Origin of the sequence: Oricola sp. (assembly GCF_022763245.1) — a bacterium.
GTDB lineage: Bacteria > Pseudomonadota > Alphaproteobacteria > Rhizobiales > Rhizobiaceae > Oricola.
This window is the reverse complement of the sequence record NZ_JALEGV010000036.1, coordinates 63,522-86,888: the sequence shown is the minus strand read 5'-3', so window position 1 is coordinate 86,888 and position 23,367 is coordinate 63,522. Positions and strand designations below refer to the sequence as shown.

Annotated in this window: 22 protein-coding genes; 15 read left to right on the top strand and 7 right to left on the bottom strand. The window is 65.3% G+C overall.

The window, feature by feature from the left end; all coding sequences use genetic code 11:
* Positions 1–56 precede the first annotated feature (56 nt).
* The 5 genes from MRY80_RS16500 to MRY80_RS16480 are packed head-to-tail and all read left to right on the top strand — an operon-like array spanning position 57 to position 6,626.
* A complete protein-coding gene (locus MRY80_RS16500) occupies positions 57–1,583 on the top strand; it encodes an ABC transporter substrate-binding protein (RefSeq protein WP_293292147.1) in 1,527 nt (508 codons plus the stop codon).
* Between the two features lie 51 nt (positions 1,584–1,634).
* Positions 1,635–2,552, top strand: a complete 918-nt coding sequence (locus tag MRY80_RS16495; RefSeq protein ID WP_293292146.1) for an ABC transporter permease — start codon at positions 1,635–1,637, stop codon at positions 2,550–2,552.
* Positions 2,549–3,466, top strand: a complete 918-nt coding sequence (locus MRY80_RS16490; protein WP_293292145.1) for an ABC transporter permease — start codon at positions 2,549–2,551, stop codon at positions 3,464–3,466. Before MRY80_RS16495 ends, MRY80_RS16490 begins: the two co-directional genes overlap by 4 nt.
* Positions 3,463–5,289: an ABC transporter ATP-binding protein gene (locus tag MRY80_RS16485; protein WP_293292144.1), complete on the top strand. Its 1,827-nt coding sequence runs from the start codon at positions 3,463–3,465 to the stop codon at positions 5,287–5,289. The genes MRY80_RS16490 and MRY80_RS16485 overlap by 4 nt, the downstream gene beginning before the upstream one ends.
* A complete protein-coding gene (locus MRY80_RS16480) occupies positions 5,286–6,626 on the top strand; it encodes a lyase family protein (protein ID WP_293292143.1) in 1,341 nt (446 codons plus the stop codon). Before MRY80_RS16485 ends, MRY80_RS16480 begins: the two co-directional genes overlap by 4 nt.
* On the opposite strand, the gene MRY80_RS16475 is transcribed toward MRY80_RS16480, so the two are convergent.
* The 4 genes from MRY80_RS16475 to MRY80_RS16460 form a co-directional block, all read right to left on the bottom strand.
* A complete protein-coding gene (locus MRY80_RS16475; RefSeq protein ID WP_293292142.1) occupies positions 6,623–7,552 on the bottom strand; it encodes a LysR family transcriptional regulator in 930 nt (309 codons plus the stop codon). The two genes, MRY80_RS16480 and MRY80_RS16475, sit on opposite strands and share 4 nt — an antisense overlap.
* A 254-nt stretch (positions 7,553–7,806) precedes the next feature.
* The gene (locus tag MRY80_RS16470; protein WP_293292141.1) at positions 7,807–8,178 is read right to left on the bottom strand and encodes a hypothetical protein; all 372 of its coding nucleotides are present in this window, start codon (positions 8,176–8,178) and stop codon (positions 7,807–7,809) included.
* Between the two features lie 233 nt (positions 8,179–8,411).
* Entirely contained in the window at positions 8,412–9,170 is a 759-nt protein-coding gene (locus MRY80_RS16465) for an SDR family oxidoreductase (protein WP_293292140.1), read from the bottom strand.
* Complete coding sequence (locus MRY80_RS16460; RefSeq protein WP_293292160.1) at positions 9,170–10,624, bottom strand: NAD-dependent succinate-semialdehyde dehydrogenase; 1,455 nt, start codon at positions 10,622–10,624, stop codon at positions 9,170–9,172. Before MRY80_RS16460 ends, MRY80_RS16465 begins: the two co-directional genes overlap by 1 nt.
* A gap of 234 nt (positions 10,625–10,858) precedes the next feature.
* On the opposite strand from MRY80_RS16460, the gene MRY80_RS16455 reads away from it, so the two are divergent.
* From MRY80_RS16455 to MRY80_RS16440, 4 genes are read left to right on the top strand one after another with little or no spacing between them, the layout of a single operon-like run.
* Positions 10,859–11,656 (top strand): transporter substrate-binding domain-containing protein, encoded by a 798-nt coding sequence (locus MRY80_RS16455; protein WP_293292139.1) that lies wholly within the window; start codon positions 10,859–10,861, stop codon positions 11,654–11,656.
* 55 nt (positions 11,657–11,711) lie between these two features.
* Positions 11,712–12,389, top strand: a complete 678-nt coding sequence (locus MRY80_RS16450) for an amino acid ABC transporter permease (RefSeq protein WP_293292138.1) — start codon at positions 11,712–11,714, stop codon at positions 12,387–12,389.
* Entirely contained in the window at positions 12,386–13,072 is a 687-nt protein-coding gene (locus MRY80_RS16445; RefSeq protein ID WP_293292137.1) for an amino acid ABC transporter permease, read from the top strand. The genes MRY80_RS16450 and MRY80_RS16445 overlap by 4 nt, the downstream gene beginning before the upstream one ends.
* Positions 13,053–13,790, top strand: coding sequence for an amino acid ABC transporter ATP-binding protein (locus tag MRY80_RS16440; protein WP_293292136.1), 738 nt, complete (start codon positions 13,053–13,055; stop codon positions 13,788–13,790). The genes MRY80_RS16445 and MRY80_RS16440 overlap by 20 nt, the downstream gene beginning before the upstream one ends.
* Here MRY80_RS16440 and MRY80_RS16435 read toward each other — a convergent pair.
* Positions 13,787–14,914, bottom strand: coding sequence for an FAD-binding oxidoreductase (locus tag MRY80_RS16435; RefSeq protein ID WP_293292135.1), 1,128 nt, complete (start codon positions 14,912–14,914; stop codon positions 13,787–13,789). The genes MRY80_RS16440 and MRY80_RS16435 overlap by 4 nt on opposite strands.
* Before the next feature lie 95 nt (positions 14,915–15,009).
* Here MRY80_RS16435 and MRY80_RS16430 point away from each other — a divergent pair, with 95 nt between their 5' ends.
* Genes MRY80_RS16430 through MRY80_RS16420 form a run of 3 tightly spaced genes read left to right on the top strand, consistent with a single transcriptional unit; the run spans position 15,010 to position 17,887 of the window.
* Entirely contained in the window at positions 15,010–15,846 is an 837-nt protein-coding gene (locus MRY80_RS16430) for a sugar phosphate isomerase/epimerase family protein (RefSeq protein ID WP_293292134.1), read from the top strand.
* Between the two features lie 14 nt (positions 15,847–15,860).
* The gene (locus MRY80_RS16425; protein ID WP_293292133.1) at positions 15,861–16,799 is read left to right on the top strand and encodes a dihydrodipicolinate synthase family protein; all 939 of its coding nucleotides are present in this window, start codon (positions 15,861–15,863) and stop codon (positions 16,797–16,799) included.
* The gene (locus MRY80_RS16420; protein WP_293292132.1) at positions 16,796–17,887 is read left to right on the top strand and encodes an NADH:flavin oxidoreductase/NADH oxidase; all 1,092 of its coding nucleotides are present in this window, start codon (positions 16,796–16,798) and stop codon (positions 17,885–17,887) included. The genes MRY80_RS16425 and MRY80_RS16420 overlap by 4 nt, the downstream gene beginning before the upstream one ends.
* A gap of 15 nt (positions 17,888–17,902) precedes the next feature.
* On the opposite strand, the gene MRY80_RS16415 is transcribed toward MRY80_RS16420, so the two are convergent.
* On the bottom strand, positions 17,903–18,664 hold the full coding sequence (locus MRY80_RS16415) for an SDR family oxidoreductase (protein ID WP_293292131.1): 762 nt from the start codon (positions 18,662–18,664) through the stop codon (positions 17,903–17,905).
* Between the two features lie 93 nt (positions 18,665–18,757).
* On the opposite strand from MRY80_RS16415, the gene MRY80_RS16410 reads away from it, so the two are divergent.
* Genes MRY80_RS16410 through MRY80_RS16400 form a run of 3 tightly spaced genes read left to right on the top strand, consistent with a single transcriptional unit; the run spans position 18,758 to position 22,480 of the window.
* Complete coding sequence (locus MRY80_RS16410) at positions 18,758–19,696, top strand: 3-hydroxyacyl-CoA dehydrogenase NAD-binding domain-containing protein (RefSeq protein ID WP_293292130.1); 939 nt, start codon at positions 18,758–18,760, stop codon at positions 19,694–19,696.
* Positions 19,693–21,360 (top strand): 2Fe-2S iron-sulfur cluster-binding protein, encoded by a 1,668-nt coding sequence (locus MRY80_RS16405; protein WP_293292129.1) that lies wholly within the window; start codon positions 19,693–19,695, stop codon positions 21,358–21,360. Before MRY80_RS16410 ends, MRY80_RS16405 begins: the two co-directional genes overlap by 4 nt.
* The gene (locus MRY80_RS16400) at positions 21,353–22,480 is read left to right on the top strand and encodes an FAD-dependent oxidoreductase (protein WP_293292128.1); all 1,128 of its coding nucleotides are present in this window, start codon (positions 21,353–21,355) and stop codon (positions 22,478–22,480) included. The genes MRY80_RS16405 and MRY80_RS16400 overlap by 8 nt, the downstream gene beginning before the upstream one ends.
* On the opposite strand, the gene MRY80_RS16395 is transcribed toward MRY80_RS16400, so the two are convergent.
* On the bottom strand, positions 22,477–23,331 hold the full coding sequence (locus tag MRY80_RS16395; RefSeq protein ID WP_293292127.1) for an IclR family transcriptional regulator C-terminal domain-containing protein: 855 nt from the start codon (positions 23,329–23,331) through the stop codon (positions 22,477–22,479). The two genes, MRY80_RS16400 and MRY80_RS16395, sit on opposite strands and share 4 nt — an antisense overlap.
* Between the last annotated feature and the right edge of the window lie 36 nt (positions 23,332–23,367).

Below are 23,367 nucleotides of genomic sequence, written 5' to 3'. Positions count from 1 at the left end.
ATTTTCATAACAAACGAGTCTGCTTCATACTTCCCGAAGCTATCAGGGAGGAAACCATGCTGACAGTTCGTATGCGCAGTCTTTGCGCAGCCACCATGCTTACGCTGGCCACATCCGTCGCGCCTGCATTCGCGGGCAAGAGCGATGACACGCTTCGCGTCGCCATGGCCGAGGAAATTCTCAACCTCGACTACAACTACACCACCAAGCGCGAATACATCATCCTCGCGCAGTTGACCGACGCGACGCTGTTCAACATCAATCCGCAGACCGCGGAAGTCGAGCCGAGCGTCGCCAAGAGCTACGAATTCGTTGACGACACCACGCTCGACGTCGTCCTGCGCGACGACGTCACGTTCCATGACGGCTCCAAGCTGACCGCCGAGGACGTCGCCTACACCTACAACTGGATCAACAGCCCCGACAGCGAATCCAACGCCAATGGCGTCGTGGAACGCTGGCTCGACAATGCCGAGGTCACCGGCCCCAACACGGTGCGCTTCCACCTCAAGTCGGTCTATCCGCTCGTGCTGCGCGACATGGGCGCACGCATCATGCTGCGCAAGGCCGGGTCCTACGACGCGAATGGCGAGATCGACCGAGACGCTATGGCAAGCGACCTGATCGGCGCCGGCCCCTACAAGGTCGTCTCCTTCGAGCCGGGCACCGAACTCGTGCTGGAACGCTACGACGGGTATTTCGGCGACAAGCCGGAAATCTCGAAGATCGTCGTGCGCAACCTTCCCGATATCGGGACGCAGCAGGCCGAGTTGATGTCCGGCGGCGTGGACTGGATGTTCAAGGTGCCGCTCGATCTCGCGGAAAGCCTCGGCGCGACCCCGATGGCCGAACATCTGAGCGGCCCCGACCTGCGCGTCGGCTTCCTGGTGCTCGACGCCGCCGGCTACACCGACGAGGACGGGCCGCTGACCAATGTCCTCGTCCGCCGCGCGATCAACCATGCGCTCAACACGCCGGAAATGGCCAAGTTCCTGATCGGCGGCTCGGCGGAGGCGATCCACACGGCCTGCCACCCGGCTCAGTTCGGCTGCGACCAGTCGGTCACCGCCTACCCCTACGATCCCGACAAGGCCCGCGCGCTGCTGGCAGAAGCAGGCTACGAGAACGGCTTCCCGCTGGAACTCTGGGCGTATCGCGACAAGGCGGCCTCGGAGGCGATCGCATCCGACCTCAAAGCGGTCGGCATTGATGTCAATCTGCGCTACGTGAAGCTCCAGAGCCTGAACCAGGCGCGCGCGCAACGCGAGATTCCGGCCTATTTCGGAACCTGGGGCTCCGGCGGCACGGCGGATACCGCGGCGATCGCACGCATCCACTTCTCCGACTCCGACCGCAACCTGTCGGGTGACGCGGAACTGGAGAAGACTGTTCTCGCCGCGGAGCAAACCAACGATCCCGCGGAACGCAAGGCGCTCTATTCCGAAGCGCTCGGCCATATCGCGGACCAGGCCTATTGGGCGCCGCTGTTTTCCTACTCCGCGAACTACCTCGTCTCGCCCGATCTGGATTTCCCGCTCGATCCGGACGGCCTGCCGCGGCTGCAGAACGCCCACTGGAAGTGATCCGGCACGGCGGCGGGAGACTTCCCGCCGCCCTTCGGGCAGGATTGGCTCATGCTCAGATATATCGCTCTACGCGGGCTCCTGGCCCTGCTCGTCGCCTTCACCGTCTCACTGGCCGCGTTCTTTCTCCTGAATGTCGCGACTGACCCGGCCCAGGCCATCGCTGGAGAGGACGCCCCGCCTGAGGTCGTCGAATCGATCCGCGCTCGCTACGGTCTCGATCGCCCCCTGCCCGTGCGCTACGCCGACTGGCTCGGCGGCGTCATGACCGGCGATTTCGGCGAGAGCTATTACTGGCACAAGCCCGTGGCGACGCTGGTCGCGGACCGGGCCGACGAGACCATCACGCTGGCGCTCTCGGCCCTGGCAGTGACCATCCTGATCGCCATTCCCCTGGGCGCCCTTGCCGCGCTCAACCCCAACAGCTGGATCGACCGTTTCGCGCTCGGGGTTGCCGTCTCGGCGCAAGCCGTGCCGAATTTCTGGCTCGGGCTGATCGTGATCATCCTTTTTGCGGTGACGTTTCCCATCTTCCCCGTTTCCGGCGACGACACTTGGCGACACTTCGTGCTTCCGGCCTTCGTGCTCGGCGCCTCCTCCGTGCCGGCGGTGATGCGGCTGACGCGGACCGGCCTGATCGAGGTGATGGGAGCGGACTACATCCGCACCGCGCGCGCCAAGGGGTTCCGCGGCTGGCCGCTTCTGCGTCGGCACGCGCTGCGCAATGCGCTGCTGCCGGTCATCTCGGTCCTGGCGGTTCAGTTGGGGCAGAAATTCGGCGGTTCCGTCATCACGGAAAGCATCTTCGCGATCAACGGGCTCGGGCGACTGGCGCTCGAATCGATCCTCGGCGCGGACATCCCGACCGTGCAGATGCTGATCTTCGTCTTCGCCATCGTCTTCGTCGCCATGAACCTCCTCGCCGACATCCTCAATGCGGCGCTCGATCCGAGGATTCGCATCGGATGACCGACATCGACGCAACATTCGCCGCGGCGGACGCCGCAGACGAGACGGCAACGCTGACGCCCGGCCAAGTCTTTCGCCGCCGCATGTTCGGCCATACCGGGTTCCTGATCGGCGCCGGACTGATCGCGCTGATCGCCCTTGTCGCGATCTTCGCGCCGCTGCTCGCGCCGCACGATCCGTTCGCCCAGTCGCTTTCGACCCGCATGCTGCCTCCGGCCTGGGTCGACGGCGGAACATGGGACCACATCTTCGGCACCGACCAGAATGGGCGCGATTACCTGAGCCGGCTGATCTACGGCACCCGCGTCTCGATCACGATCGGCATTGGGGCCGCGACCATCGGCCTTCTCATCGGGGTCACGCTCGGCGTTCTGGCCGGCTATTTCGGCGGTTGGGTCGATCACGGCATCAGCTTCCTACTGACCGCCCAGCTCGCCCTGCCCGGCCTGTTGCTCGCCATGGCGCTCGTTTTCATCATCGGCCCTTCGATCTGGGTCGTGATCGGCATCGTCGGCGTCCTGCACTGGACCTATTACCTCGTGGTCACGCGGTCCGCGACGCAGCGCATCCGCAACCTCGATTTCGTCGCAGCGGCCGCCGCCTCCGGCGCAAATCCGCGCCAGATCATCTGGCATGAGATCCTGCCGAACCTTTTCTCGTCGATCATCGTGATCTTCACCTTCGAACTGGGCATCGCCATCCTCGCGGAATCCAGCCTCTCCTTCCTCGGCGTCGGCATCCAGCCGCCGACCCCGTCCTGGGGCCTGATGATCGCCGAGGGCAAGCAGGCGATGTTCTATCGCCCCTGGCTCGTCATCCTGCCTGGCGTCTGCCTGTTTCTGCTCGTCATCGGCGCCAATTTGATGGGCGACGGGCTGCGCGACATCACCTCCCCGGAAGGTCGCAACGAATGAGCGCGCTTCTTGAAATCCGCGATCTTTCGGTGGCGCTGCCGCTGCCTGCGGGCACGTTGCATGCCGTGCGAGAGGTCGACCTCACGCTCGACCGCGGACAGTCGATCGGCATCGTCGGCGAGAGCGGCTCCGGCAAGTCGATGACAGCGCTCGCGCTGATGCGGCTTCTGCCGCGCGGTGCCCGCCACGGCGCCACCCGGCTCGCATTCGACGGCGTCGATCTCGCTTCCCTTTCGGACGCCGGCTTTGCTCGCGAGATCGCCGGTCCGCGCATCGGCATGATCTTCCAGGAGCCGATGACGTCGCTGAACCCGGTCTACACGATCGGTCGCCAGATGACCGAAGGCGCGGTTTCGCGCGGGATGCTGTCGGCACCGGATGCGCGCCGCAAGGCGCTGGACCTCCTGGACCGGGTCGGCATTCCCGATCCCGAAACCCGGTTCGGCCAGTTTCCGCATCAGATGTCCGGCGGCCAGCGCCAGCGCGTGATGATCGCCATGACGCTGATGCTCGATCCCGAACTGCTGATCGCCGACGAACCGACCACCGCGCTCGACGTGACGGTGCAGGCGCAGATCCTCGACCTGCTGGACGATCTGCGCCGCGAACGCGACATGGCGACGATCCTGATCTCGCACGACCTCGCCGTGGTCGCGGAGCGCACCGACAGCGTCGCGGTCATGTATGGTGGCCAAGTCATCGAACAGGGTGCGGCCGACGACGTGCTGCATCGCCCGGCGCATCCCTACACCCAGTCGCTGCTGCACGCGATCCCGCAGGTGGGCGGAACGCCCGCGCGACTGTCCGCCATCCCCGGCACCGTGCCCTCGCTGACAAGGCCGCCCACTGCCTGCGTCTTCGCGCCGCGATGCGACCACCGCCGTGCGGAATGCGTCGCGCAACGCCCCCCGACGCGGACAGGCGCGAGCGGGCACGCATGGCGCTGCGTCCTTGAGACGCCGCCACGCTCCGGTCGTGGTGCCGAGCCCCTGCGCGCACCTCCGACCGCGGCGAACGCGGACATCGTGCTGGCGGCTCGGGACGTGCGGCAGGTGTACACCACGCGAAAGGCGATGTTCGCAGCCAAGCGCGAGATCGTCGCGCTCGACGGCGTGTCGATCGATCTGCACCGAGGCGAAACGCTGGCACTGATCGGCGAAAGCGGGTCCGGCAAATCGACGCTCGCGCGCATCCTTCTCGGCCTCGCCGAGCCGACCTCGGGCGAGGTCACGATGCTCGGCCGCCCGGTTGCCGCGCTCTCGCCCGTCGAGCGGGCGAGCTTCGTGCAGCCGGTGTTCCAGGATCCCTATTCCTCGCTCAATCCACGTCGTCGGCTGTCGGAAATCATCGAGCGCCCGCTCTGGCTGCGCGGCGAACACGACGCAGCCAAGCGCAAGGCGGCCGTGGACGAGGCGATGGATCACGTTCGTCTGCCCAAGCGGCTATTGCATTCCTATCCCTCGCAGCTCTCGGGCGGGCAGCGGCAGCGCGTGGCGATCGCGCGGGCGCTGGTGACCCGCCCCGAGGCGCTGGTCTGCGACGAGCCCACGTCCGCGCTGGACGTCTCGGTCCAGGCGCAGATCCTGAACCTGCTCGACGACCTGCGCGCCGAGATGGGGCTGACCTGCCTGATCATCACCCACGACATGGCAGTCGTTCACCAGGTCGCCGACCGTGTGGCCGTCATGCTGGAGGGGCGCATCGTCGAGGAAGGACCGGCGCAGCGCGTGCTGGCCTCTCCCGAAAGCGCCTATACGGCGCGCCTGCTTGCGGCCGCCCCCCGTTTCGAAGCCGTTCCCGATCGACTGGAGGTCGCACAATGAATGCCCCGATGCGGGACCTGACCCCGCAGACGCTGTTTGCCCGCGAGACGCTCTGGCAGTCCTGGCTCGATATCGAGGCCGCGCTTGCGGAAACGCAGGCCGAGCTCGGCATCATTCCCGACTGGGCCGCTACAGACATTCGGAGCGCGGCGGTGCTGGAGCGCATTGGCGTCGATGCGCTGGAGGCCGATATCCGCGTCACGATGGCGCCGATCCTGTCGCTGACGCGGCTTCTCTCCAGCGAAGCGGGTGACGCCGGAAATTATGTCCACTGGGGCGCCACCACCCAGAACGTCATGCAGACCGGGCGCATTCTCCTGATCCGCAAGGCCGATCGCGCCGTTCGGCATGCGCTGTCGAGTGCGCTGGAGCGGTTGGCGACACTTGCCCGCGATCATGCCGAGACGTTGACCGTCGGCCGCACGAACCGCCAGCACGCGCTGCCGATCACCTTCGGCTTCAAGGTCGCCGGATGGATCGAGGAACTGGCGCGCGCCGCCGACCGCCTCGATGGCGGTGGCGAGCGGCTCTTCGCGCTGCCGTTCGGCGGCGCGGTGGGAGCGATGCATGCCTTCGGCGCCGAGGGGCGCGAGATCAACAGGCTGCTGGCCGAACGGCTCGGCCTGCGCGAGTTGCTGGTTCCGGGACGCGCCATCAACGACGTCTTCGCCGACTATGTCGTGCAACTGTCGCTGCTCTCCATGACCATCGAGCGGATCGCCGCGGAGCTCTATCTGCTGATGTCGCAGGAGATCGGCGAGGTCTTCGAGACGCTCGACGCGGGCACGGTCGGCTCCTCCACCATGCCGCACAAGGTGAACCCGAAATATGTCGTCAAAGTCCTGGCGGAGGCGGCCGAGTTGCGCGGCCTCGCCGGCAGCGCCATGGAGACCGGACGGTCGAGCCACGAGGGCGACGCAGCGGTCAATCAACTCCTCAGTTCCGTGCTCGACCGCGCCGTGCCGCTTGCCTGGACGCTGGCCGAGAATTTCGACCGGCTGCTGTCGCGCATCGGCGTGAACGCGCCGCGCATGGCGGAGAATGCGGCCCTGAGCGGCGGCGCCATCGCGACCGAGAAACTGATGATGATGCTCGCCCCGAAGACGGGCCGCGTCGCGGCGCATGACCTGATCCATCACGCGCTGGAAGCCCATGCCGGCAACCGTCGCGACGTTGCCGCGATGCTGGCCGGCGACGAATCGATCCTCGCGCATCTGGCGCAGGACGAGATCCGCGACGCGCTCGATCCGGCCGGCTATTGCGGCGACAGCGCGCAGATCGCCCGCGAGGCGGCGCAGATGGCACGCAAGGTCGCTGCGGATCTCGTTGCCGCCTAGATCAGGTAAAGCGTCTCGGCGATCTCGCGGTCGGCGGCGCGCTGTGCTTCCACATGGGCGCTCAGCGTGTCGAGGAACACCTCCGAGAGTTCCGCCCGCGGTCCTTTCGCGTGAATGCTGGCATATGTGGTCCAGTGTTCGCCTTCGAGCGGACGCATCGCCAGCCCCTGCAGCGTGGACGCGGTCAGGCAGGCGGGATCGGCAAGGGTGAGCCCGAGGCCGTGACGGACCATTTCCAGCGTGACCAGCGTCGAACCGGTTTCAAACGCGATTCTCGGCTTCAAACCCGCCTCGCCCATGACGTCGTCAAGCCGCGAGCGCCATCGCTGGCCGGACGCGAGCGTCACCAGTTCCTCGCGTTCCAGCCGCTCAAGCTCGACCTCGTCGCAGCCGGACAGGGGATGGCCTTCCGGCATCAGCACGCATAGGCGCGACCGCAGGAGCGGCATGATGTCGAGGGGAATGATCTCGTTTTCGACCGGAAGCGAAATGAAGCCGAGATTGTAGCCGCGCGCCGCCACCTTGCTCTCGATTTCGAACCGGCTCTCGATATGCAGCGTGCACTGAAAATCCAGCCCCGCCTCGCGCAGTCGCGCAACCGTCGGCACAACAAGCGCATTGGCCAGGGGCGCCGCCGTGACGACGGACAGCCAGCTGCGGGCCCGGCGCTTGATGTCGTCGGCGATCGACGGCACCTCCTCCAGCCCGTCCAGCGTGTTCGAGATCTGCCGGTAGAACAGCGCGCCGTCCTCGGTGAGCTTGAGATTGCGCCGCGATCGCGAGAACAGCGTCAGCCCGACCTGGTCTTCGAGCTGGGTCAGCATCCGGCTCGCCGCGGAGGCGGAGACGTTCAGTCGCTTCGCCGCCAGGGAGAGCGAGCCTGTCAACACGATGTGGCGAAAGAGCAGGAAGCTTCGGAGGTTCATGGGTTGTCGATCATCGATCTGCGCACCGCCGGATGGGAGCATACAACGCCCCGAAGGTCCATCGCCACGCACGCGCGGCTCGCCTCGCGGAGGCGTCGATGCGACGCAGGAAACGCCCGATCGGCCTAATATCTCGTGAAGCGAATGCGCGATACCGACCGCGAGGCCGATGATGATGGAGAGGATCGGCATCAGCCAGGAGATCCTTTCCGGCTCGCGCTCTGTTGGATGCCTGAGAAAATGGATCTCGTCGATCAAGGCATGCTGCAGCGATTTCGTCTAGCACTCAACGAACACGTCCCGACGCCGACCCTGCACCGGATCGTCGCTCCCGCACTCAAGCGTGACCTTTCCGTCGCTCGACTTCGGCCCGAGAATGACTCATCGCTCAAGCGTATCCGGTCCGGTTTTCCCGAGTACACGGCGCGGTAGAAAGCCCTGATCGCCTGCTTCGGCTCACCGGGCAGCATCGAGAACCGGCAGGCGTATTTGCGGCTATCCAGCATCAGAGGCAGCGCGACACTGCCTGCCTCGTCTTCGCTCCAGTAGACGTCCACGTCATTGACGGGAATGGCCGGATCGTCCTCGCCCTGCCACCAGTCTTCCGCTTCCTCGAGTTCGTCCATGGATACGGTTCCACTGAGGATGCCCCCGGGCTCGCGGGGCGCTTGACGTGAGATCGGCGATGACGGGCCGACACCGGGCAGGCTCGATCCCGTCATCATCGGCACGGATCCGATTGTGTCAGTCACGTGTGCCGAGACGCGTCGCGGACATGGAACGGCAAGAACAGAGGGAACCGATCGGAGAGCGGGCCCGGTCGCCGGTCCGCTCCTTCGGAAACCGCGTCTCCGCTTCGCTAGCTTAGCCCGCACTCGACCGGCAGGCAGACGCCCGTGATTCCCGCCGCGGCATCGCTGGCAAGGAACAGCGCGGCGCGCGCGATGTCCTGCTCGGTGCTGACGCGTCCCAGCGCCGTTTCGTCGGTCAGGGCCTTCACCGCCTCCTCGGGCGCGGGCCCGCCCTGTGCATGCCGCGCGGCAATCCGGGTCGTCAGGGCGTCGGTGAGAACCGGGCCCGGCGCGAGCGCATTCACGCGCGTTCCCTCCTTGCCCATGTCGAGGGCGGCCGCGCGCATCAATCCCAAGACCGCATGTTTGCTGGCGGTGTAGGCGGCTTGCATGGGATGCGCGCGATATCCGTTGATCGAGGCCATGAGGATGGCCGAGCCGCAAGAGGATTGCGCCAGCCGCGGCGCGAAGACCTTAAGAGACATCGCTATCGCCCTGACATTGATGGCGAAAACTCGATCCCACTCACCGAGATCGAGGTCGGATATCCGCCGCCAGGGTGGAACGACGCCGGCGTTGGCGACCAGTATGTCGACTGGCCCGATGGTGCCGGCGCGCTGCGCCAACATCGTTTCCGCATCACCGGCGAGCAGATCGAGACCGACCGCTTCGATGCCGTGCTCGGGCGCCTGTCCCTCGAGCGCCGACGGAAGATCGATGATCGTGACGGCGGCTCCCGCCGTCACGAGTTCCCGGGCGATCGCCCTGCCCAGCCCGCCGGCCCCGCCGGTGACGACGGCTCGCCTGTCGCGCAATTCACCGGCCATCAGGAGAGACCGCCGACGCAGGTGTATTTGGTTTCGAGGAAGTCATCGAGACCCTGCCAAGACCCTTCCCGGCCGAGGCCGGACTGTTTCATGCCGCCGAACGGCGCTTCGGGGGTCACGATCAGCACTTCGTTGATGCCGAACAACCCATATTCGAGCCTGTCCTGCAAGCGGAACGCCCGGGGCAGGCTGGTCGTGTAAGCGTAGGCGGCAAGGCCGTAGATCGTGTCGTTGGCGGCGGCGATGACTTCGTCGTCGGTGTCGAAACGATAAACGGGCGCGACCGGACCGAAGATCTCCTCGCTGGTCACACGCATGTCGGGCGAGGCATTGCGCAGCACGGTCGGCTCGAAGAAGAGGCCTCCGCGCGCATGGCGCCGGCCGCCGGTTGCCAGTTGAGCGCCCTTTTTCATGGCGTCTCCGATCAGCTCCTCGACCTTTTCGACGGCAGCGGCATCGACAAGGGGCCCCTGCTCCGCTCCTTCTTCCATTCCGGGCGCGACCCTCAGCGCCGCGACGCGCTCGGAGAAGCGCTCGACGAACCGGTCGTAGATGCCGGACTGCACATAGATGCGGTTGCTGCAGATGCAGGTCTGGCCCGCATTGCGGAACTTGGCGATCAAGGCGCCTTCGACGGCGCGGTCCAGGTCGGCGTCGTCGAAGACGATGAACGGGGCGTTGCCGCCGAGTTCCATCGAGACTTTTTTCACGGTCGCAGCGGAGTCGCGCAGCAACTGGCGGCCGATCTCGGTGGAACCGGTGAAGGTGATCTTGCGCACCATCGGATTGGAGGTCAACTCGCCGCCGATCTGCCGGGCCGATCCGGTGACGATGTTGACCACGCCCTTGGGAAAGCCCGCCATCTCGGCCAGCACGCCCCAGACCAGGCCGGAAAGCGGGGTGGCGGATGCCGGCTTGACGACGGCCGTGCAGCCGGCCGCGAGCGCGGGGCCGAGCTTGCGCGCCAGCATCGAGGACGGGAAGTTCCACGGCGTGATCGCCGCGACGACGCCCACCGGATGCCGCGTCGTCATCAGCTTGCGGCCCTCCCAGGGAGACGGGATGACGGAGCCGCCGGCGCGCCTGATCTCCTCGGCGAACCACAGAACATAGGCCGCGGAGGACCCGACCTCGGCCTTGGCTTCGGCGAAGGGCTTGCCCTGTTCGGTCGTCAGGATCGCGGCCAGCGCATCCGTATGCTCGACGATCAGCTCATGCAGCTTGCGCATCAGGCGCGCGCGCTCCGCCACAGAGAGCGCCGAGTAGGTCGGGAAGGCAGCGTGTGCCGCCTCGATCGCCCGCCGGGTCTCGGCCGCGCCACAGTCGGGAACCTTGGCCACGACCTCGCCGGTGGCCGGATTCAACACGTCGATGGTCCGTCCCTCATCGGCGGAAATCCATTCGCCGCCCACGAGGTTCGTTTCGCGAACAAGATAGGAGAAGTCGATCATCACAAGCCTCACACGGTAATTCAGAAGACAGACGCGACGCCGCAAATTCGCGACATCCGGCCGAAATGCGCACAATTGAGCGCTACCTCTCCGCTCATAAGCGAACAAATTGGCAGATGCATCAACTTTTTCGCACACATGTTCGCTATGCGAACTTTTTTGCTTGACGGTCGGCAATGAGGGCCGCATCCTCCCCACCAGGCAGGACACACATGCCGCCAGAACAGGGGAACAATCATGAAGCAACTGATCATCGCAGGCCTCATTACTCTTGGCCTCGCTGCGTCACCGGCCGCCGCGCGGTCCCTCGACGACATCATCTCGGACGGCACGATCCGGATCGGCGTCAATCCGAACTTCCCGCCGATGAGCTCCTACGGCGACAGCAACGAACTCGAAGGGTTCGACATCGACATCGGCCGCAAGCTTGCCGAAGCGCTTGGCGTCGAAGCTGAATTCGTCCCGACCGAATCCCAGCAGCGCGTTCCGTTCATCGTTTCCGACCGTATCGACATCTCGATGGGCGCGCTGACCCGCACGGTCGAACGCGACAAGCTGATCGACTTCACCGTGCCGCTGCACACCGAAGCCATGGCGACGCTGACCACGACGAAAGTGACGGCCGAAAGCTGGAAAGACCTGAACACCTCCGACATCACACTGGTGAACATGCGCGGCAACTGGTCGGTCGATTTCCTGAAGGAGCAGCTTCCGGAAGCCAAGGTGCTGCTCGTCGACACCATTGCCGACACCGTTCGCGCCGTCGCGCAGGGCCGTGGCGACGCCATCGTCGAGAACATCGACTTCTTCATGAAGTTTACCGAGAACTATCCGGACGTCGAATGGCGCGTCATCGAAGACACCGTCTTCGTGGGCTTCTGCGGCATCGGCGTCTCGCAGGGCAACGCCTCGCTGCAGAGCGTCCTGAACATCGCTCTCTACGACCTCCACTCCTCGGGCACGATCAATGAGACCTGGGAGAAGTGGTACGGCGCGCCGATGCTGAAGCCGGTGCCGGCACAGCCCTACTTCTGATCCGACGACAACGCGCAGGCCGCCCCGGCGGCCTGCCAGCCTCCCCCTTCGAGCAATGAATTACACATTTCAGTTCGGCGAAGCGCTCAAGGAACTCCCCTATCTCTTGGGGGGCGCGATCGTGACGCTCGAAATCGCCTTCATGGCCTTCTGGAGCGGCGCGATCCTCGGCCTCGCAGGCGCCTACGGCCTCGTCTACGGCCCGCGGTGGATCAAGCGGAGCGTGGGAACCTACATCACGTTCTTCACCAACACGCCCTCCGTCGTCCAGATCTTCTTCCTCTTCTACGCGCTGCCGGAAGCCGGCATCCTGCTGTCGTCGTTCACAGCGGTGACCCTCGGGCTGGCGCTCAACTCCGCGGCCTATCTCGCCGAGATCCAGCGCGCCGGGTTCCTGTCCGTACGTCAGACCGAAATCGACGCCGCCGAAACGCTCGGGATGAGCCGCTTCCAGATGCTGCGCTACGTGATCGTTCCGCACATCGCCCGCACCATCTATCCGCCCCTGTCGAGCTTCTTCATCTGGCTCGTCCTCGGGTCGTCGATCGGGGCGCTTTACGGCGTCGAAGAACTGACCGGCCGCGCCATCAACATCGCGACATCCAACCTGCGCACGATCGAGATCTTCCTGGTCACCGCGCTCATCTATGTCGTGCTGACCTTGTGCGCGAGCGTCTCGCTCGGCCTCGTCGGCCGCTACTTCTTCCGGGTGAAGGGAGGGCTGCTCCGATGATCGACCGGATCATGCGCGAAATCCCCCGCTTCTTTTCGGCTTCCAACGTCGATTTCCTGATCGAGGCCGCCGGGCGCACCCTGCTCCTGTCGGTCGCCGGCTGCACCATCGGCTTCCTGCTCGGCCTTCTCCTGGTCGTGATCCGCCGGACGAGTCACCCGGCCCTGCTGCCGCTGAGAACGCTCGCGATCGGCTACACCGAAGTGTTCCGCCGCATCCCCTTCCTCGTGATCCTGTTCCTGGTGCTGTTCGCGATCCAGGCGGTCGCGCCGCGCGCTTCCCTCTTCACGATCGCGCTGATCGGCGTCTGCATCGTGTCGACGGCGTTTCTCTCCGAAATCATCCGCGCCGGGTTCGAAAGCGTGCCGCGCCAGCAGGTCGACGCGGCCGAGGTGATGAACTTCTCCTACCTGCAGATCCTGTTCCTGGTCGTGGCGCCACAGGCCTGGCGGGTGATCCTGCCGCCGGCCTTCGCGTTCATGGTGATGTTCATCAAGGACACCGCGCTGGCCTCGCAGATGGGCGTGGTCGAACTGACATTCGCCGGCAAGGTCCTGTCGAACAAGGGCTTCTCCGCGACACTCACCTTCGGCGCGATCCTCCTCGCCTATTTCATTCTTTCCTATCCGCTGACCCGGCTGGGCCGCTATCTGGAGCATAAACTTGGCTCATCTCGAAATTGACAATCTGTGCGCCTCCTACGGCAACACGCCTGTGCTCAAGGGCATTTCGCTCGACGTCGAAAAGAGCGAGGTCGTCAGCCTGATCGGGCCTTCCGGTTCCGGCAAGAGCACGCTTCTGCGCGCGCTGGTGGGCGTCACCAAGCCGACCGAGGGGACCGTTCGCATCGGAGAGACGACCGTCGACTATCGCTCCGCCGCGAGCCTTCGCAGCGTGCGCGATTCCATGGCGATCGTGTTCCAGCAATATAATCTCTTCCAGAACATGACGGTGATGGACAACGTCACCATCGCGCCGATCAAGATCAAGAAGTGGAACAAGGCGGAAGTCCGCAAGCACGCCGCCGAACTATTGGAGCGCGTCGGCCTGAGCGCGAAACACAACGCCTATCCGGACGAATTGTCCGGCGGCCAGCAGCAGCGCGTCGCGATTGCCCGAGCGCTCTGCCTGCGCCCGCAACTGCTTCTGCTGGACGAGGTCACCTCGGCCCTCGACCCGGAACTGGTCGGTGAAGTGCTCGACACGATCCGCGACCTCGCCCGCGACGGAATGACGATGCTGATCGTCAGCCATGAGATGGGTTTCGTTCGCGAGGTCTCGTCACGCATCGTGATGATGGACAAGGGCGCGGTGGTCGAAAAGGGGCCGCCCGCCCAGATCTTCGACGCTCCGGAGCAGGAGCGCACGCGCGACTTCACGGCCCGCATTCTCTCGCACTAGCTCAAGGAAAACGGGGCAAGGTCCAGCTCCGGCTTCCGGCCAAGCGCCAGATGGGCGATGGCTTCGGAGATCGCGGGCGCCGCGGTGAAGCCCATCCAGGGAAACAGGTTGAAGAAGAAGCCGGGCACGCCCGGCGCTTCTCCCAGTATGGGCTGCCAGTCGGCCGTTCCGTTCACCACGGCGGCCCAGCTTCGCACCACGGAAACGCCCGACAGGCCGGGCATGACCTCTTCGGCGATCGACAGGTTGCGCGCCAGCGACGCGAGATTGACCGACGGCCGTCCGCCATTGGCGTTGGCCGGCCATCCGCCGCCGATCAGGTAGCCGCCGTCGGCGCTCTGCTTCAATGTCAGCTTCTCGCCGGTGAAATAGACAAGCCACGGCAGGAGCGCGGGACGTTTTTCGGTGACAGAGACCTGGATGGGGTGGCCTTCGAGCGCGACGTCGACACCCACCATTCGGCCGATTGCCGCGGCTTCGGCGCCGGCCGCGTTCACGAGGCGGTCGGCCCGATAGACGCCGGCGCCGGAATGAACAGAGAAGCCGGTCGCATCCCTGTCGATCCGCAGAACCTCGGCATTGCGGACGATGGTCGCTCCCCTTTCGGCTGCCCGACGCGCGAACAGAGGCGTCGCCTTGAACGGATCCGCCTTGCCCTCGATCGGGCAGAAGGACGCCCCCGCTATCCCCGGATTGAGGAACGGGGCTTCCCTGGACAATCTGGACCGGTCCCAGAGCTCCACAGGAAGACCGGCCGCGCGTTCGATCGCCACCTTGCGTTCGAGAAGCGCCATGTCGCCGTCGTCTGCCGCCGCCATCAATCCGCCCCGGGCGGATACGCCGAGCGAACCGTCCAACTCGTCCTCGAGTTCGCTCCAGCGGCGGATCGAGGCCATGAAGAGGGGAATCGTGCGCGCATAGTCGTGCGCCCACTGTTCTCCCATCTGGCGGAACGGATCGAAGGGGATCTGCGCGTGGATCGATCCGGCATTGGACCCCGACGCGGCGAGGTTCAGATCGCGTCGCTCCAGCAAGGCCACCGACGCTCCGAGCCGGGTGGCGAAATACGCCGTCGCGCAGCCCGCCAGGCCGCCGCCGATGACGAGCAGGTCAAATTTCCGCATGTGCCTGAAATCCGGTTGAGTCACCCAAGTTGTTCGCTATAGTAACTTTTGTCCGCATTACGAACAAGCATCCACGAACCCGGAGTCACAGCCCGATGCCCGATCTGAAGATTGCCGCGAGCACCTTCCCCTTCATCTACTCGATGAGCGCGCTTGAAGCCCTGAAGCACCTGCATGGCCTCGGCTTTCGCGATTTCGAGATGATGATCTTTCCGCCCCATTGCTGGCCCGTGGAAATGACCGCGGACGATCGCAGCGCGATGAAGTCGTGGCTGGACGGCGAAGGCTGCCGGATCACCTCCTTCTGCTATCCGCTCCTCGACAACAATCCGAACTCGACCGACAAGCTGATGCGGGACTACACCCTCGACCGCTACCGGGAGGCGATCGACCTCGCGGCCGAATGGGAGTGCCCCTATGTCGTCGCGATCCCGGGCCCGGTGAGCAGCCTCATCAATCCGCCGAAGCAATGGATGCTCGACTGGTTCGTCGAGGGCATGAAGGCGCTGCTCGACCATGCGAAGGGCACGAATGTCGACCTGCTGCTCGAGAACGTGCCCTTCACATATCTTCCGACGGCGAAGGACATGCTGGACACGGCCGACCTCATTTCGCCGGAAGTCGGCATCAATTTCGACGTCTGCAACAGCGCCTACATCAAGGAAGACGTCGCCGAGGCGATCCGGATGCTCGGATCGCGGATCAAGAACGTCCACATTTCCGACAGCGGGTTCGGCGAGTTCAAGCATGACCGTCTCGGCACCGGTATCGTGGACCCTGCCCCGGCCTTCAAGGCGCTGCAGGAGATCGGCTACGAAGAGATGACCGTCCTCGAGATCATCACCGACGCAACGGCACCCGGCGCGGACGCCGACGGCGACATCATGGCCAGCCACGACATCCTCGTCCAGCACGGCTGGACATCCATCTGAGTTCGGAGACCAACATGCAACCTTTTCGCGGAAGCTATTCCGTCAACGTCACGCCCTTCACCGCGGACGGATCCGCCATCGACCTGGAGGCCAACAGGCGCTTCATCGAATGGCAGATCGCCCAGGGCGTGCCGGGCGTCATCATCCTCGGCACGACCGGTGAATTCCTCACCGTTTCCGATGCCGAGCGCAGGGCCTTCGTCGAGGACACCGTCGCACATGTGAACGGGCGGATCGACGTGCTGGTCGGCGCGTCCAACGCCTACACCGTCAATGCGGCGCGCTATGCGCGCGAAGCGCAGGACGCGGGCGCGCAGGGCCTGATGATCATCCCGCCCTATTACTACACCCCGACGGAGGACGAGATCGTCGGCTATTACGACGCGATCACCAGGGCCTGCGACCTGCCGATCATGCTCTACAACAACCCCGTCACGTCGAATGTCGACATGTCGGCGAAGCTGGTCGGGCGCCTGACGCGCGAATTCGACACCATCCGCTACATCAAGGAAGCGAGCATGGATGTCGCGCGCGTCTACGACATCGTCGAGGAGACTGAAGGCGTCATGAACGTCTTCGCCGGCGAACGCATCGTGGAGAGCTACCTTCTCGGTGCGGTCGGCTATGTGAACCCGTTCGGCAACTACATCCCGCGCGCCTCGACGCTGATCTGGGACTATCTGGTCGCCGGCCGGATCGAGGACGCAAAGGCCATCCAGCGGCACATCACCGTCATCGAGCACACGATCGCGGAAGGCCATCCGACCTATGGCCACCAGTGCTACTCCAAGGCACTTGCCGCCGTCGCCGGCTGCCCGGTGGGCGATGTCCGGCCTCCGCTGACGCCGTTCGCCTCGCTCGGCGAGGAAGGCCGCGAGCGCGCGGCCAAACTCAAGGGCATCATGGCGGAACTGGACCGGCTTCTGGACACGCTCGACGCGAAGGCGGCATGACGTCTTCGCTGTTCGATCCCTTCACGGTTCGCGGAGCCACCTTCGCGAACCGCATCGTCATGTCGCCGATGTGCCAGTACCAGGCCGACAACGGCAAACCGACGGACTGGCACGTCGCCCATTACGGCCGCTATGCGACCTCCGGCATCGGCGGCGCGGTCGCCGAAGCCACGGGGATTTCGGAGCATGGCCGGATCACCCACGGCTGCACCGGCATCTATTCCGACGAGCAGGTGGAGGCCTGGAAGCCCGTCACGGCGATCTTCAAACGGCTGGACAAGCCGTTCCTGTTGCAGATCGGCCATGCCGGACCGAAGGCATCGACGGCCCGCCCCTGGGACGGTGCCGGCGCGCTCGCGCCCGGCGGAGAGGAAGCGCCCTGGGAGACGGTCTCGGCGTCTGCGGTTCCATCGCGGCCCGAATGGCACGTCCCTCGCCCGCTGACCGTGCCTGAGATCGCCGTCATCGTGGAGGAGTTCGCGGCTGCGGCGAAGCGCGCGCTTTCGGCCGGCTTCACCGGGGTCGAGATCCACGGCGCCCACGGATATCTCCTGCACAGCTTCATGTCGCCGCACTCAAACCGGCGGACCGACGCCTATGGCGGCGATCTCGCCGGCCGCATGCGCCTTCCGCTCGAGGTCGCGCGCGCGGTGCGCCAGGCGGTGCCGGACGACACGCCGGTCTTCTACCGCGCGTCCTGCGTCGACGGGGACGGCGGCGCGCTGACGCTGGATGACACCGTCGCGCTCTGCCACGAGCTGAAGGCGGCTGGCGTGGACCTGATCGACGCGTCGGGCGGCGGGATACCAGGTCGCGTCGCGCTCTCCAAGACGAAACCGTCTCCGGGATTTCAGGTGCCCTACGCCGAGCGCATTCGCGCCGAGACCGGATTGCCGACGATGGCCGTCGGACTGATCACACGCGCCGAGCAGGCGCGCGCGATCATCGCCAACGGTCAGGCGGATCTCGTCGCGCTCGCCCGCGAATTGATGCGGACGCCGGATTTCGCCTACCGCGCGGCGCGGGAACTGGGGCACGAAGACCCCGCCTCCGTGCTGCCCGAGAGCTACGCCTTCTTCCTGCGCTGAGACTTGTCGAAGCAGCTAGCGGATGTAGCTCGCTCCGTTGACATCGAGTGTCGCCCCCGAAAGATGGCGGCACTTGCCGGACAGGCAGAAGGCCGCCAGCGCCGCAATGTCGGAGGGCGGGACCCATTCGCCCATCGCGAGCCGGCTTTCAACGACACTGCGTCCGCCCTGCGTTTCGGCGAAATCCCGCGACATCTGCGTGTCCACGACACCGGGTGCGATGACATAGGTCTGGATGTTGTCACGGGCATAGGCGGTCGCGGCGGTGTTATAGGCCGCCTTGATGGCTGCCTTGGACGCGGCATAGGCGATGGAGCGCGGATTGGTGACGCCCTTCTGCGCGGCCCAACTGGAAATCCCGACGATCGCGCCACCGCCGTGCTGACGGAAGTGGTGGACGGCCTCGCGAAGGATCGCCGCGGCGGAAAAGACATTGATCCGGAACGTCCGCTCCCAGACGTCGTCCCAGGTGTCTCGGGGATCGTCGATCCCGCCATCGAAGATCATGGTCGCGGCATTGTTGACGATACCGTGGATCCTCTCGCGACCGTCGAGCGCCGAAGCGAAGAGCTGCCAGGCGGCCTCAGAGGAGGACAGATCCGCCTGCACGAAATGCTTCCTGTCCTCCGGCGTATCGGACAGCGCCGCCTCGGCGCCGGCCCGGTCGGAGCCGTAATGGGCGATGACGGTCGCCCCGTCCCGCCCGAGCTGGCGCGCGATCTCGGCCCCGATCCCCTTGGACGCCCCGGTGACGAGGATGGTTTTGCCTTCAAGCATCCGGAAATTTCTCCACGCATGAGTTATGGCGCTTGACCGAATTCGTCATTTGCGCACATTTGTTCACATAGCGTACAACGGTTCGGACACACAATGGCAGAATTCGGAAGCGTCGCCGTCATCGGCGCCGGCGCGATCGGCACGGCGATGGCATCGGTCTTTTCGGTGCATGGCTGGCAGGTCACGATCATCGACCCGGCAGACGAAGCGCGTGATCGCGTGCCGGCTTTGCTGCACCAGCACCGGGAGGCCATGCTCCGCGCCGGCTTCGATCCCGAACCGGGGACACCGGTCGCGACCGAAGCGTCGATCGACAGCGTTCCCGTAGTCGATCTCGTGATCGAGGCGGGGCCGGAGCGGCTCGACATCAAGCGGCGGCTCTTCGAGGATCTCCTCGCCTGGAGCGGCGGACAGGCCATTCTGACGACCATGTCGTCCGCGATTCCGATGTCGGAGATCGTTCCCGATCCTGAAAAGCAGGCAAACTGCCTGGTGGCGCATCCCGCAAATCCCCCAAGCCTGCTGCGGGTTCTGGAACTGGTGCCTGCGCCCGGCACGAGCACCGCGACGATGGAACGAGCCAGGCAGATGTTCGGCGCCGCGGGGTTCGATCCGATCGAGCTTACGCGCGAAGTTCCGGCATTCGTGTTCAACCGGCTGCAATCGGCGCTTCTGCGGGAAGCCTACCGGCTGGTGGCGGAAGGCGTGATCGAACCGAACGATCTCGACCGGCTGGTTCGCGACGGTCTGGGGCCGCGATGGGCGTTGTCGGGTCCGTTCGAGACCGCGGACCTGAACACGGCCGGCGGCATTCGTGCTCATGCGGAACGGCTCGGACCGGCCTATGCCGCGATCGGCCGGGAGCGTGGCGAGACGGATTGCGACTGGCCGGACAGCCTCGTTTCCCGCGTCGAAGCCGAGCGGCGCGAACTTGTTTCTGAAGACCGGTTGGACGAGCGCCGGAAATGGCGGCAAAACGCATTGGCGGATCTTCTCGCAGCACGGCGGAAGCTCCTCGCGGATTGGACATGATGAAACGCTCCCTGACCATCGCCTTCGAGAACGAAACGGTAAACGCGGCCCCCGGCATGTCCGTCGCCGCGGCTCTGACCGCGGCGGGACAACGCGTCTTTCGCGAGACCGACCAGGGCGCGGAGCGCGGGATATTCTGCGGCATGGGCGTTTGCCAGGATTGCCTCGTCGAAATCGACGGCAAACCGAACGTACGCGCCTGCATGACCAAGGTTCGCGACGGGATGCGCGTCGCCAGACAGGCGCCCAGGCCGTCGCTGCAAGTTCGCCCTGCAGCCGAAGAACCTGCGACCGAGACCGTCGCGCCGGACGTCCTCGTGATCGGCGGTGGACCGGGCGGGATGAAGGCGGCCATCGCCGCTGCGCAGACCGGCGCCAATACCGTACTGATGGACGAGCGCACGGTCTCCGGCGGCCAGTTCTACAAGCAGACGGGTCTCGACGGCACGGAGCCGCTGGACAGGCAGCAGGCCGACGGGGCGAGGCTGCATGACGAGTTGCTCGCTTCGCCGGCCCGATACATCGGCGGCGCGGAGATATGGGGCGCATTCGATGGCCCGGTGATTGTCGCGGCGACAGCAGATTGCGTCTACACGGTGCGCCCGAAGACGCTGATCGTCGCCACGGGCGCCTATGAACGGCCATTGATGATCCCCGGCTGGACCTTGCCGGGCGTCATGACGGTGGGTGCTGCGCAAACGCTCTGGCGCAGCTACCGCGTGCCAGCCGGCAAGACCGTCGCCATTTTCGGGAACGGGCCGCTCAACGCGCAGGTTGCGCTGGAACTGGCAGAGGGCGGCGCGGCGATTGCCATGCTGGCCGACGCCGCGCCGAGCCCGGTGACACGCCCTTCCCCCGCGCTGGCGTTGGCCGCGGCCGATCCGGCGCTCGCGGCAAAGGGTTTCGGCATGCTCGCAAACCTCCGCAGACGCGGCGTTTCCACTCAATGGAACACGGTTCCCCGTTCGATCAGACAGGTGGAAGCGGACCAATTGGAGGTGGAATACGCGCGAGGGGAAAGGATTGCGACGGTTCGCGCCGACGCGGTGTGCATGAATTTCGGCTTCCAGCCGCAAAACGAAATCCTGCGTCTTCTCGGTGCGCGCATGGATTACGATCCCCGTTTCGGCCATCTTCGGACGCAACGCACCGAGACGATGGAAACGACCGTCAAAGGCGTCTACGCCGTAGGCGATTGCAGCGGTCTCGGTGGCGCTCCCGCCGCACTCGTCGAAGGCGAAATCGCCGGCCTCGCCGCGACGGGCAAGACCGCCCCGTCAAGCGCGCTTTCCGGCAGGCTCCAGCGCCACAGACGGTTCCAGAAGGCCCTGTGGGAGACCTATGCCGCAGACCTTCCGGATGTGCGGGACGCAGCGCCCGAGACAATCGTCTGCCGCTGCGAGGAAGTGCGCAAGGAACAGCTCGACGCGGCCCTTGCCGCCAATCCGTCCGACATCGGCGCGGTCAAGCGCGCGACGCGGATCGGGATGGGCCGATGCCAGGGGCGTTATTGCGGCCCCGCGCTCGCATCCTGTCTTTCCGGACATACCGGCAAGCCGCTGGACGAGTTTTCCTATTTCGCGCCGCGAGTTCCGGTGAAGCCGGTCAGCATCGCAGTCGTTGCCTCTTCCGACCTAAGTGCGGATGACACCGCAGATGACTGAAAAGACAGACATTCTCGTCATCGGCGGCGGGATAACCGGCCAGTCAGCCGCGCTTGCGGCGGCCGATGCCGGGGCGCGAGTGACGATAGTCGATGCCGCGAGGAATGCCGGCTCGACCGCCAATGCGGGAAGCCTGCACGTGCAGATGCAGAGCCGCTTCCTGCGGCTCAACCCGCACCTGGCGGACAATCTGGAAAGCTCGCTTCCGCTCTACGTGCGCGCCGTCACCGCCTGGGAAGAGCTCGACCAACGGCTCGGCGGCGTCGAACTCGTGCGACAGGGCGGCCTCATGTTGGCGGAGACCGCTGAGCAGGCCGCATTTCTGGAGCAGAAAGCCGAACGTGAAATCCGCAAGGGGCTGGACGTCGAAATTCTCGACCGGGACGCCCTGTTTCGCCACGCGCCCTATCTGTCGGAGCGTTTCGTAGCGGCGGAGCTGTGCCACAACGAGGGAAAGCTCAATCCGCTCGTCGCCAACCGCAAGATGACCGCCGAACTCGACAGGCTGGGGGTTTCCCGACACGTCGATCGCATTGTCCAGATCGGCGAAGAGAACGGAAAGGCCGTGGCGCAAGGGGCGGAACGCTTCGTAGCCGACCGGATCATTATCGCGGCGGCGTGGGGCAGCGGAGAATTGGCTCGCCCGCTAGGGCTGACCATACCGACACCGGGCGAGCCGCTGCACATGAACATCACGGAACCGGCGGAGTATGTCATTCACCACCTGATCCAGCATGCCGAAAGGTCGATCACGCTGAAACAGTTCGCCTCCGGACAGGTGGTGATCGGGGGCGGCTGGCCCGCCACTCTGGATCGCGACGACGCCCTGCCCGCCATCAAGCCGCAGAGCCTGACCGGCAATGTCGCGCTTGCGGGAGAGATCGTGCCGGCCGTCGTCGGCCTGCGCCTCTTGAGAACATGGGCGGGCGTAAACACACCCGTTGACGGAAAAGCAACGCTCGGCCCGATAAAGGCCGGGGGGCTCATCCATTTCGCCCTTCCGGGCGATGCCGGCTACACGCTTGGCCCGATCGTCGGCCGCTGCGCGGCCGCGAGCGCGATGGGCACGACGCCGCCGATGGACATCGCGCCGTTCACGCCGGACCGATTCGCCGCCTAGTGGGCGAGTGACTGCCTGATATGTTCGGTGGTTTCCTGCAGTTTCGGCAGGAACACCTTGACCATGTCTTCGACCGTCGCACGGATCGTCGGCACGGCCAGGTTGATGGACCCGGCCAACTCGCCGGAACGGTAGCGCAGCGGGATCGCAATGGACAGTAAGCCGAGTTCGAGTTCCTGATCCACGAGGCACCAGCCCTGCTCCCGCACCTCGTCGATGATCTTGCGCAGCTCCGCCTTGTTCGTCACGCTCTTCGGCGTGCGCGGCACGAGCTGGGCGTTCTTGATGATCTGATCAAGATATTCCTCCGGCTGTTCCGCCAGCAGGACTCGTCCATTGGCCGTGTAGAGGGCAGACTGGCGGCTGCCGACCGTGATCCCCACTGTGATGATGTTGTGCGCCTGGACACCGGCGACATAGATGACTTCGAGACCTTCCAGAATCGCCGCCGTGCAGGATTCCCCTGTTTCTTCCGACAACCGCTCCATGAAGGGACGCGCCCTGTCCCAGATGCCGATCGTGGAAAGGACCGAGAAACCGAGATCGAGCACCTTCGGCGTCAGATCGAACAGTTTTCCGTCGGTGCTGACATAACCCTCTTTCAGAAGCGTCAGGAGAAAGCGGCGTGCCGTTGCCCGGCTCATCCCTGTCTCGGCCGCCACCTCGCTCAATGTCATCTTCCGCCTCGTGCGGCTGAACGCGCGCAGGATCTCGAGACCGCGCGAAAGCGAGCCGACGAAGTCGCGGCTGGAGTGGCGTTCCTCGTCGAGAAGCCCGGATTCCGGATTGATCGTCCCGAGGCGGTTTTCGCGTTGCGAGGACTTCGTCCTGGACGGTGTGGTTTTCGTCATTTGAGTCCCTGCATCCGGTTTGCAAATGTGTGGAGA